Consider the following 9,509-nt stretch of genomic DNA (forward strand, 5'->3'; position numbering starts at 1 on the left):
CAAAAACGTCACCTGCCATTTGGTTTCCGATCCCCTTCGCTCTTCAGGATCTCCCATATCTTCAGTAATTGCTCCCGCCGTTCCTCCGGCGCCTCAGCCAATTCCTTGAAGAACAACCCCAGCTCGGGATCCTTGAGCTCCTCTGGCATGTCATCCTGCTCCGGTGGGTTCGGATGGTCAGTCCGGCCGAGGAGGTAGTCGGTGGTGACGTTGAAAAACTCGGCCAGTTTATTAATTGTATCGATGTCCGGTTGACTTTGGCCGTTTTCGTATTTTGAGTAACCTTGTCTAGTGATGCCCAATAAATCGGCCATATCTTGGTGGGTTAATTTTCTTTGCAATCTCAATGCTTTGAGTCTCTTGGGGAACATCGAAAATCCCTCTTTTCGCTCATCTATAAACAATTATAATGCAACATATTGTTGCCACAAATAAAAATAGTGGGAAGGAAACTAAAAATTTCTTTTTGGTATTGACAGCAACTTTTTGTTGCGTATAATTTAAATTAGATGAGCAACTTTTGGTTGCTGTGAGGTGGTGATAGATAGTGACCAAAGAACAACTTAGGGATATGTTAATTAAGGCCAGAGAAGCCAAACAATTAACTCAAGAACAGGTTGTGTCCCTGTCTGGAGCAAACATCACAAGGCAGTACTATAGTATGATTGAAAATGGAGATAGGAGACCATCTGTTGACGTGGCAAAAAAAATCGCGCCTGTCCTTGGGATAAGTTGGACAATTTTTTTTGAAACAGAAGGTAACCAAAAGTTGCGTAAAACAGGATCATCATAAGAAGTTTTCAAAAACATATCCCCTTGCCCGCAAAGGAGGTGAGACGGATGACGGATCAAGAGCAAACGTTCATTGAGTTGCTCAGGAAAAACATTCAGTTAGGCAAGTTTTTACCGACCCCTGAAGAGATCGAAAAGATGGATGAACACGAATTCACCAGCTGGATCGAAAGAGCAGCGATCGAAATCCCTAAAAGAAAAGTGGCGAGAAATCCACTCTTTCACTTGAAAGAGCAGATTTCTCAAATCCTTGCTGACGAAAACAAATCAGAGATCGAAAAAGAAGAAGCGATTTACGATCGCATCAGATGGTACTGGAAACTTATTCTTCGGCAATCCGAATAAGAGAAACTAATTTAAGTTTTTCGTTCCCTAAGTAAATAAAGGGTAAACTTCCGTCACCGTTAAGTGATCGGGCATTAAACAAACAAGGCGAAAGCGGGCTGTCTTCATCGGCAATATCAGCTTTAGCTAAGATGTTGACCAAAGTTTCAAAAAGCAAAGGCAAATCACGGAGACGCTCAAAGGGATTACTCCCAAAAGGATGACGACGAAATGGTTCGATTGCAGCCAAATAAGACTGCCAAATCTTTTTCACCATATTAGGTGCATTAGGGCTGTCAATGTAAAATGTATGTTTCTCAATAGCACCTATGCCGTCAATGAAGTGCTGATAAAGGGCATTTCCGTCCAATCGAACAAAATCGCCGTACCAGTATTGGCCATTAAGTTCAATAACCAATTTGAAGTGATCTCCGACAACCTTTTTTAGTAAGCAATCCAAAGCTTGCAATTGCTGAACAGAGTACATGTTATCACCCCCTTCCCGTTGCCATCATTCGACAGGAGGGAAGGAAAATCCTTCAAGGCAGGTGACAGCATGAACACCATTCAGGATCAATGGGCTATGGCCGAGCTGAAGCATCGGCTGCTGGTGATCATCATGCAACTGAAGGATGACCCGGCATTTACGAAAGACGACGCGGCGCTGGGGATCGCCAAGGTGCTCGATTGGTTGAATGAAACAGCGCCGGTCGTCGATTATCAGACAATGGTTAGATACTATGATGCGAGGTGAACCGAATGTCATCAAATGCCCCTCATGCTCCGCATAAACATGAACAAAGGGGGAATGCGGGCATGAAGGAATTCAAATACGGCAACACGACGGTGATCGTTCACTCCCCATTGGTACTCATGAGCCCAGAGGAGCGAAAGCAATGGTTTGAGCAAGAATGGCAAAAAGGTAATCCGATCCTGCGGCAAATCGCCGAGGCGGTGCTGGATTGCTACCGTTCTATCGATAATGTAACAGAAAAATTAAAGGTGGATGGTAGAAAGGGGAGCCCGGAGGATGAAACGCGGTAGAGCGGCCGATGCGGTGAAAACGGCGCGGCAGAAAACAGGGATGACGCAGCAACAACTATCGTTTGAAATCTATGAATCTCGCGAATCGGTATCGCACCAGGAAAATGGGCGATATCGGGTGCAGCCGAACATATCGAAATATTTCGCTGAAAAGCATAACAATCCGTGGGTGGCGCTCGAGGCAGCGGCAGAGTATACCGGCTGGGGGCCAGTGAGGCTCGATGGGGATGCAGTTGACCTTCACCGGGCGAGTGTGGCGATGAAAACACGCGAGGAGCTCACAGAAGCTCTCGAGGCGATCGAAAGTGTCTGTGTGGCGAATCATCCCAGGTCGATTCGAGAGTTTGACAAACAGCGATTGGAAGAGGCGATGATGCAGGCGATCGACGCGATTGTCGCTCTCACGCAATACGTTGCGGTCATTTGCATGGATTACGGCTTTTCCTGGTGGGAAATGTGGCAAAAGCATCGTGCGAAACTGCAAGCGAAAGGATTCATTCGACAATGACAAAGGAGGAAAAAACAGTGTTTAAACTGCCGAATTTAGCAGAAATGACGGATGTTGAGGCTATCCATTGGTATACAAGTGAAGTTGTGCGGCTTTCAAAAGAGCGAAAACTCAATAGCGAATATGGGAAAGCACTGCTCGGGTGGAAAAAGAAAATGAACGAACGATTGGAACAATCACGGAAGGAGTGGTGGTAATGTACGTGGTATGGGTAGCCAGTTCATTAATGACAGCCCGAGAAGTTCGGGAGGTATGCGCCGAGTTGCGCAATCATCCGGAGTTGATCGAAGCCATTGAGCAAGAAGCCAAAGCAAAGCTTGTCAGCATGAAAGAAGCAGCAAGCCAAACGCTCACTGCTTCCTAAAAAACCAGCCCTATCCCAAACATATCATGTTGCCAACCAAAAGGCAAGCTCATGCTTGCCGACTGGAGTACAGGCGGCGGGTGTGCCCCCAGCCCGCAAGCGCTTGTGCTTCAGTCGGTGCGCATGAGCGCCGGCCAGGCCGAGCGAGAGCGGGCGACGATCCGAAAGGGGAGCCGCGCCACAATACATGTATGGTCATTGCGACAACGCCTGGAGGAAATCATAACGAAGGAGGAATGGCGGTGATCCATATGATCGTTTATCAAGAGGCGGATTTGCGGCAAAAGGCATTACGGTGCATCGAGTACATACAGGAGGCGCTGCAAAACCGCGATTATGAAACGATGGTTATTGAGATGTCTGAGTTGCAGTATTTAGTCAGACAGTTGCAAGAACTCGAACGAAAAGAAGCCCGGCGTCAGCAGTTGTTGAGCATTATACGAGATATGCAACGACGCGGCATTCAAATTGATTTTGTGAAGCTGGGAGAGGAGCGGAATGCGTGAATAAGCTTGATAAACATGAAAAAAGGCACATCCGGCTGCAAATCTGCGAATTGCTCGATTCACATTGCCGCACGTGCCCCGAGCGGATCAAATATCGAAGCACTGTATGTTTGCAAGTTTGCCCGGTCAGTCAAGAGATGCGGCAACTGGCAGCTCTTCTTGAAGGTGATTCTCCGGCCGATCCCCAACCTAGAGAGCCGGTTGTGGAACAGGCGCAGAACACACCAAAGCGAAAGGGACGGTGGTCGGCAGAGGAAGTGTTCTACCTTTGGCATCATCGCAAGGTATTGACGATTGATGAGCTCGCAAATCGGCTCAATCGAGAACCAAAAGCCGTCTATGAGAAGTTGAAACAACTGTTGCAAAAAGGCGGCATTTCTGATGCTGGTTGAGAAAGGAGGGCCGGAAGCTCCCATTCTACGATATGCTTCCAGGGCGAAGAATATGCTATTTGAAGTGGAATTTGTCGTGAAGGAAAACGGCCATTTCGAGACGATCCAAACAGCACTCGTCTACGCGCTCACTGTAACCGAGTGCCGGCGGATCGCTAATGAAATGGCCTCCGAGCTTGAAATTGGCGGGATTCAGTTTTTTATTTCAGAACTCTAGTTTTTATCATGCCATAGCAAAACAGCTTTTTCAAGGGGAGGGGATGACATGGCAACCTTGCTTTTAGATGATCAGCCGTTGGTTATTTTGCCACAACTCGCCGTGGCGATCGGACTGAACGAAAGCATCGTCGTTCAGCAGCTGCATTATTGGCTCGAGAAAAGCGAAAACGTCCATGACGGCTATAAGTGGGTCTATAACACTTACGAGGACTGGCGGGAGCAATTCCCGTTTTGGTCAGAAAGCACGATTCGCCGGATCATCACCAAACTGGAGAAGATCGGGATCATCGTCTCGGCGAATTTCAATCGCTCGAAGATCGACAAAACGAAATGGTATCGGATCGACTATGACAAACTAGCTCAATTCACACAACCGTCTAACCAAGATGAACAGACGACGGTTCAAGATGACACTTCGACTGCTCAAAATGAGCAGACGACTGACGAAATCGTCGCTCCATCCGTTCAAGATGAACAGTCCAACTGCTCAAATTGGCCAGTCGAGGCGTTCAACTTGACCAGACCAATACCAGATATTACAGCAGAGAATACCACAGAGATTAAAACAGAAGATGATGAAGAAGACGCGCGCGTGCATTCCTTCCGAGAGATTATTCAATTCGTTGAACAAAACGGCTTTGGCACCGTTGGCAGCTACATAGGAGAAAAGATCGTCTCCTGGGTGGACGATACGTCCGAGGAGTTGGTCTTAGAGGCGTTGAAAATCGCGGTGGAGAACGGGGCCAAGACGTGGAAATACGTTGAAACCATTTTGCGTGACTGGTTCGAAAAAGGCTATCGTACCGTTGACCAGGTGAGAGCGGCACAATTGGCATTTCGGGAGCAACAACTGAAAAAACGTAAAGCCTCAACTGTTTCCGACGTCGGCCGAAAGATGCGGACTCCAGTGCGCACCGAGATCGTACCGGACTGGCTGAAGATGGACTATAGCCAACCGGAGGATGACGACTTTGACGTCGAACAGGCGCGCCGAGAGCTTGAGGAACGTCTGAAAAAATACAGAGATGGGTGATCGTCGTGGGATACCCGATATGGATCCGATTGGAGTATCGGAATGAGGTTGGATCGGTGATCGGTTTGACGGCCAGCGTATGCTCGGAGGCGGATTTTCTCAATATCCTTGAGCACTGTGGCATCACAAGAACCAATTTGCTGACGGTGAAAATCAATAACAAAGACTACACTGTGTCACGCCTGGATGCGCTATTTACAAAGCTCCAAACGAGTGGGAGGTGATCGGTTTGATGTTGCTGAAATACGCACTCATTCAGCACTTGCGCCGGAAAGGCATCTTTTCTGCTAGCGATGGCCGGGCGCTCTCAAAACTGACCACAGAAGAGATTCAACGTGAATACGAACGGGTGAGAGGTGATCAATCACATGGATTGGTCCAAGGCGACCGTACAGCAACTGGTGACCATCATTCGCTTTGAAGAGTGCCCGGAAATATATAAGCATCGGGCGTGGCAAGAAATGAAACAACGATTAGGGGGAAGAGACCATGAAAAAACAACGTCAATCACTGCATGGACCAGTGAAAATCAGCTATCTCACGCCGGAAGAACTGGAAGCATACCGAAATCGTCCGCGTAAATACTACGATGACGACAACCGCCGAATCATTGACTGGCGCTGGCCGAGATCAAGGGGGACACGGCGATGAAACTGAAAAGACTATTCAAGCTGCAGAGGGAGTTAGACGAACGCATTGTGAAAGAGAAAGGACTTAGCGGGCAGGAGTTATTTGGATTAGGGAAACAGCTAGGTTTCACATTTGATCAAATTGAGGCTGAATATCTCCGAAAAAATGCGCTCAACCATCACCGCCAGGAATGCGGATATTGAGAGGTGGCGACTACAATGGATGCTCAGCATTGGCTGGATGAACTTAACAAAAATCAAATCCTCCGCAACGTGCAAAAGTTGCTTGAGACACAGACTGAAAAAGGAATTCAGAAATACGGAACGACTGTGACTCCAGCGCATTATACGTTCACCGAGTGGCTGGAGCATTTACAGCAAGAAATGATCGATGCCGTCGTGTATTGCGAGGTGTTGAAGTTTAAATATGCGCACTTAATAACGCTTGAAAAGCTAAATTCGGATGTGAATATTGAATGAAGCGTCGTAAGCGGAAGGCCAAATGGTATTTGTTATATCGCAGAGAAAACCATGATGCAGTTTATGTATATGAGCCGTTGCGAAAATGTGAGCTGCGAAGCAAGATTCGGCGAGGGTGGAAAGTGATCGAATGAAACAAAAAAGCCGGGATCCCTCCCGACAGTCCACCTCAATTATACCACATGGAGGGATCCAAGTGAGAAGAGCACAAGAATTGCAGATTGATATAGATAACATGACGGTTTCGCATCCCGTTGTGCCTGGCAAGGTGCTTGTAATTGTCATCGATGGTGTGCAAGGGAAAGCAAAGGTAGCAGAGGCAGTAGAACATGGCTATACGATCATTGAGACGGCAAAAGGCAAGACAGCGCGGATTAAGTATGAGGAAAGCGAGTTGTTTTAATGCGGAAGCGGGAGGAAAAACTGGATCGAGAATTGATTGGTAAGTTGGCTTATAAAAAACGCGGGTTTTTTAGTGGATTGATCGGCATAGTTCAAGAAAATAATAACGGGGTCACACCATATAAGCTCGTTTTTCAATTCGGAGCGGCAGTAGGGATTCAGGGGAAGGATGACATCGTCATTGTCGGTGAAGAGGATAGAAAAAATATCACGGAAAAGTAAATTCTGCTTCATTTTTGAGAGATAGTGGTGTAGTTTATGGGAGGGATTTTGGATGAATCAATTGCAAAAAGTGTTTATTTACAGCGGCAGTCAAGTACGAACGATTATAAAGAATGATGAAGTTTGGTTTGTAGCAAAAGATGTTTGTGATATACTGAACCATTCTAATCATAAAATGGCGGTATCTAGGCTTGATGAAGATGAGGTAAATAAAGTTTACCTCATCGATTCATTAGGGCGCCAACAGCAGACAACCGTTGTAAACGAAGCAGGACTATATTCTTTGATACTTACAAGTAACAAGCCAGAAGCGCGTCAATTTAAACGTTGGATTACGCACGAGGTTATTCCGACCATACGAAAAACTGGCGGCTATGTAGCGAATGACGATTTGTTCGTCGAAACCTATCTAAAACATGCTGACGAGCAGACAAAGCTTTTATTCCGCGCTACATTAGAAACGGTCCGGAAACAAAATGAACAGATCGCGGCGATGCAACCGAAAGCCGACTACTTTGACGCACTCGTTGATCGGCGGTTGTTGACAAACTTTAGGGATACGGCCAAGGAACTGAAAATCAAACCAAAGGCATTTATCGATTGGCTGCTGCAGAAAAAGTATATATATCGAGACCAAAAAGGAAAGTTGAAGCCGTATGCTCAATACGTACCGTCCTTATTTGAGTTGAAGGAGTGGGAACGAAATGGACGAGCTGATGTGCAGACGCTCGTGACGCCGAAGGGACGAGAAACGTTCCGAATCTTGTTACAAAAGGCAGCCATTTTGATATAATGGGAGTAAATCCAAATATGTCCAAGACCGAGAGCGTGAGGACACTGATGATGCAGGGAGATCCCTGTATGATTGGTGTCCTCTTTTCTTTTGCGATGAAAGGGGAGGGAAAACGGATGCGCACCATGCAGGATCAAATGCAAAAATGGATCAAGGCCAATAACATGGCCTATCGGCCGGAGTGGAACCGAAAAGAACGGAAGCAAAAACGTGACAAGGAACGGCTAACGGAGCGGGAGATTAAGGAGCTGATGGGCGTCTGCCGTCCGGTGTATCGGCGCGGCAAAGGCGGCGCATTCCGCCAGCGATAGGAGGGAGAACGTTGAGAGAGTTCATGTTGCCAGAGATTGATCGCGCGGCTACTAAAAGGGCGGTGGAGGCGGCGCTGGAGAAATACCGGGTCTACCTGCTGACGCTTCGGCTCGACCAAATGCCAAGAGTCACACAATGTTATTCACTTGTTCCTGCGCCGTCCAATCAGCTTCGCTCCTCGACAGAGAACATCGCAATCCGTAACGTCGATTATGAGCGTGAGCGAGACGAGTACATCCGGCGGATTACAAGTGCGGTGAATCGTCTAAGCAAATGGGAGCGTGCCATTATTGTCCGACGATATATGTCATGGGAGGATGTCTACGACTATGAAGTGTATCCTGAGCTTGGCATGAGTGAACGGAAGTATTACCGGCTGAAATCGAGAGCATTTTACAAGCTCGCCTTTGCTTTAAAAATCGAAGTGTATCGCGAGGAAAAAAGCGAGGTGACTCTATCGTGAACTTTGTTCAGCCGATTCGCGATCCGGAGAAGATTGCAGCCATGAAGAAATATTTGCTGCAGCGAAACAAACGCAACTACATCCTATTTGTCCTCGGCATCAACACAGGACTGAGAATATCAGACCTATTGCAATTGAAGAAGGAAGATTTGCTGCAGACGCATTTGAAACTGCGGGAAAAGAAGACGAGAAAGGAGAAGCGGATCCGGATCCCGCCGTCCATTCGAAAGGAGCTGATTGAATACGCCAAAACGCTCAAGGATGGTGAATATGCCTTTCGAAGTCGGCAAGGTGGGAACCGTCCTATTGATCGCTCGACAGCGTATCGCATCCTTCGAGATGCGGCTGAATACGTGTCACTAGATGAGGTGGGCACGCATACGCTGAGGAAGACGTTCGGTTATCATTTTTACCAGCAGACTAAAGACGTTGCAATGCTTCAAGAGCTGTTCAATCACTCAAGCCCACATATCACCTTAAAGTATATCGGCGTAAATCAAGATGCAATGGATAAGGCGATGATGAAATACAAGATATGATTTTTCTTTTTTGCTATTAGTACAACATAAAAAATCATGGTGTGCACTCATTTTGTAAAATAGCTTGAAGCTAGAAATATCAAGGGGTTCATGAACAGGGCGAGTGCATCAGTCTGTAAATTGAAGTGAAGTCATTGGAGGGAAAGCAAGTGTTAGTCGAGGAAGCGAAAAAGCGCATCGAATACTTGCAAGAATACATTCAGAAGATCGAAAGTTACACGCCGGTCACGATGGAAGACGAAGCCGTCTATTTATACGTCCAGCTGGAAAGTGTCACAAAGGTGGTGCAAGAGCTAAACAAAAAGGGGTACCGGATCGGGAAGCGGAAACTGACGACGGTGGATGTATCCAACATCATCCGCAGCAAGCCGAAAGACGAAATGCACGAGATGGCCAGGCGGTTGTTTAAGAAAAACAGGAAGCGGGGGAGTCGGCATTGGTGAGGTAAAGTTAACATAAGAGTGGCAGAAAAAAGGCAGATTTTTGG

The 9,509-nt window shown here is 47.0% G+C and carries 23 protein-coding genes and 1 pseudogene; 22 read left to right on the plus strand and 2 right to left on the minus strand.

All coding sequences use genetic code 11. The features are described 5' to 3' along the window. Positions 1-8: 8 nt before the first annotated feature. Positions 9-371, minus strand: coding sequence for a helix-turn-helix domain-containing protein (locus tag GJ1_RS09375; protein WP_066231476.1), 363 nt, complete (start codon positions 369-371; stop codon positions 9-11). Between the two features lie 176 nt (positions 372-547). On the opposite strand from GJ1_RS09375, the gene GJ1_RS09380 reads away from it, so the two are divergent. Together GJ1_RS09380 and GJ1_RS09385 are read left to right on the plus strand one after the other, a co-directional pair. Next, a complete protein-coding gene (locus tag GJ1_RS09380; RefSeq protein WP_174520111.1) occupies positions 548-793 on the plus strand; it encodes a helix-turn-helix transcriptional regulator in 246 nt (81 codons plus the stop codon). Positions 794-840: 47 nt separating this feature from the next. Beyond that, positions 841-1,137, plus strand: coding sequence for a hypothetical protein (locus GJ1_RS09385; protein ID WP_047752237.1), 297 nt, complete (start codon positions 841-843; stop codon positions 1,135-1,137). Here GJ1_RS09385 and GJ1_RS09390 read toward each other — a convergent pair. Next, complete coding sequence (locus tag GJ1_RS09390; RefSeq protein ID WP_055357813.1) at positions 1,115-1,603, minus strand: hypothetical protein; 489 nt, start codon at positions 1,601-1,603, stop codon at positions 1,115-1,117. The genes GJ1_RS09385 and GJ1_RS09390 overlap by 23 nt on opposite strands. 69 nt (positions 1,604-1,672) lie before the next feature. Here GJ1_RS09390 and GJ1_RS09395 point away from each other — a divergent pair, with 69 nt between their 5' ends. From GJ1_RS09395 to GJ1_RS09485, 20 genes and pseudogenes are all read left to right on the plus strand, one after another. After that, complete coding sequence (locus GJ1_RS09395; RefSeq protein ID WP_066231478.1) at positions 1,673-1,870, plus strand: hypothetical protein; 198 nt, start codon at positions 1,673-1,675, stop codon at positions 1,868-1,870. Between the two features lie 62 nt (positions 1,871-1,932). Further along, the gene (locus tag GJ1_RS09400) at positions 1,933-2,160 is read left to right on the plus strand and encodes a hypothetical protein (RefSeq protein WP_044736635.1); all 228 of its coding nucleotides are present in this window, start codon (positions 1,933-1,935) and stop codon (positions 2,158-2,160) included. Continuing rightward, positions 2,147-2,668: a helix-turn-helix domain-containing protein gene (locus GJ1_RS09405; RefSeq protein ID WP_066231480.1), complete on the plus strand. Its 522-nt coding sequence runs from the start codon at positions 2,147-2,149 to the stop codon at positions 2,666-2,668. The genes GJ1_RS09400 and GJ1_RS09405 overlap by 14 nt, the downstream gene beginning before the upstream one ends. 17 nt (positions 2,669-2,685) lie before the next feature. Then, complete coding sequence (locus GJ1_RS09410; protein ID WP_157068369.1) at positions 2,686-2,865, plus strand: hypothetical protein; 180 nt, start codon at positions 2,686-2,688, stop codon at positions 2,863-2,865. Further along, complete coding sequence (locus tag GJ1_RS18655; RefSeq protein ID WP_167346103.1) at positions 2,865-3,032, plus strand: hypothetical protein; 168 nt, start codon at positions 2,865-2,867, stop codon at positions 3,030-3,032. Before GJ1_RS09410 ends, GJ1_RS18655 begins: the two co-directional genes overlap by 1 nt. Before the next feature lie 251 nt (positions 3,033-3,283). Then, entirely contained in the window at positions 3,284-3,538 is a 255-nt protein-coding gene (locus tag GJ1_RS09415) for a hypothetical protein (protein WP_245629370.1), read from the plus strand. Further along, positions 3,535-3,930: a hypothetical protein gene (locus tag GJ1_RS09420; protein ID WP_066231485.1), complete on the plus strand. Its 396-nt coding sequence runs from the start codon at positions 3,535-3,537 to the stop codon at positions 3,928-3,930. Before GJ1_RS09415 ends, GJ1_RS09420 begins: the two co-directional genes overlap by 4 nt. Further along, complete coding sequence (locus GJ1_RS09425) at positions 3,920-4,147, plus strand: hypothetical protein (protein WP_066231486.1); 228 nt, start codon at positions 3,920-3,922, stop codon at positions 4,145-4,147. The genes GJ1_RS09420 and GJ1_RS09425 overlap by 11 nt, the downstream gene beginning before the upstream one ends. Before the next feature lie 48 nt (positions 4,148-4,195). Beyond that, positions 4,196-5,182 (plus strand): DnaD domain-containing protein, encoded by a 987-nt coding sequence (locus tag GJ1_RS09430; RefSeq protein ID WP_066231488.1) that lies wholly within the window; start codon positions 4,196-4,198, stop codon positions 5,180-5,182. Between the two features lie 232 nt (positions 5,183-5,414). Further along, positions 5,415-5,603, plus strand: a complete 189-nt coding sequence (locus GJ1_RS17835) for a Fur-regulated basic protein FbpA (protein ID WP_074044209.1) — start codon at positions 5,415-5,417, stop codon at positions 5,601-5,603. 68 nt (positions 5,604-5,671) lie between these two features. Then, positions 5,672-5,833, plus strand: coding sequence for a hypothetical protein (locus GJ1_RS18660; RefSeq protein WP_167346104.1), 162 nt, complete (start codon positions 5,672-5,674; stop codon positions 5,831-5,833). An 83-nt stretch (positions 5,834-5,916) separates the two neighbouring features. Continuing rightward, positions 5,917-6,015: pseudogene (locus GJ1_RS19040) on the plus strand (dUTP diphosphatase); the annotation flags it as partial. A 15-nt stretch (positions 6,016-6,030) separates the two neighbouring features. Beyond that, positions 6,031-6,291, plus strand: a complete 261-nt coding sequence (locus tag GJ1_RS09450) for a hypothetical protein (RefSeq protein WP_066231495.1) — start codon at positions 6,031-6,033, stop codon at positions 6,289-6,291. Between the two features lie 196 nt (positions 6,292-6,487). Continuing rightward, complete coding sequence (locus GJ1_RS09455; protein ID WP_259463499.1) at positions 6,488-6,694, plus strand: XtrA/YqaO family protein; 207 nt, start codon at positions 6,488-6,490, stop codon at positions 6,692-6,694. Beyond that, positions 6,694-6,915, plus strand: coding sequence for a hypothetical protein (locus GJ1_RS09460; protein ID WP_066231498.1), 222 nt, complete (start codon positions 6,694-6,696; stop codon positions 6,913-6,915). The genes GJ1_RS09455 and GJ1_RS09460 overlap by 1 nt, the downstream gene beginning before the upstream one ends. Positions 6,916-6,967: 52 nt before the next feature. Continuing rightward, a complete protein-coding gene (locus tag GJ1_RS09465; protein WP_066231500.1) occupies positions 6,968-7,708 on the plus strand; it encodes a phage antirepressor KilAC domain-containing protein in 741 nt (246 codons plus the stop codon). A gap of 116 nt (positions 7,709-7,824) precedes the next feature. Next, positions 7,825-8,019 carry a hypothetical protein gene (locus GJ1_RS09470; protein ID WP_066231583.1) on the plus strand — a complete coding sequence of 65 codons (195 nt, stop codon included), beginning with the start codon at positions 7,825-7,827 and terminating at the stop codon, positions 8,017-8,019. A 23-nt stretch (positions 8,020-8,042) separates the two neighbouring features. Further along, on the plus strand, positions 8,043-8,483 hold the full coding sequence (locus GJ1_RS09475; RefSeq protein ID WP_066231585.1) for an ArpU family phage packaging/lysis transcriptional regulator: 441 nt from the start codon (positions 8,043-8,045) through the stop codon (positions 8,481-8,483). Beyond that, positions 8,480-9,022, plus strand: coding sequence for a site-specific integrase (locus tag GJ1_RS09480; RefSeq protein ID WP_066231503.1), 543 nt, complete (start codon positions 8,480-8,482; stop codon positions 9,020-9,022). The genes GJ1_RS09475 and GJ1_RS09480 overlap by 4 nt, the downstream gene beginning before the upstream one ends. A 149-nt stretch (positions 9,023-9,171) precedes the next feature. Further along, a complete protein-coding gene (locus GJ1_RS09485) occupies positions 9,172-9,465 on the plus strand; it encodes a hypothetical protein (RefSeq protein ID WP_066231505.1) in 294 nt (97 codons plus the stop codon). Positions 9,466-9,509: the final 44 nt, after the last annotated feature.

Source organism: Geobacillus jurassicus NBRC 107829, assembly GCF_001544315.1.
GTDB classification, from domain to species: domain Bacteria; phylum Bacillota; class Bacilli; order Bacillales; family Anoxybacillaceae; genus Geobacillus; species Geobacillus jurassicus.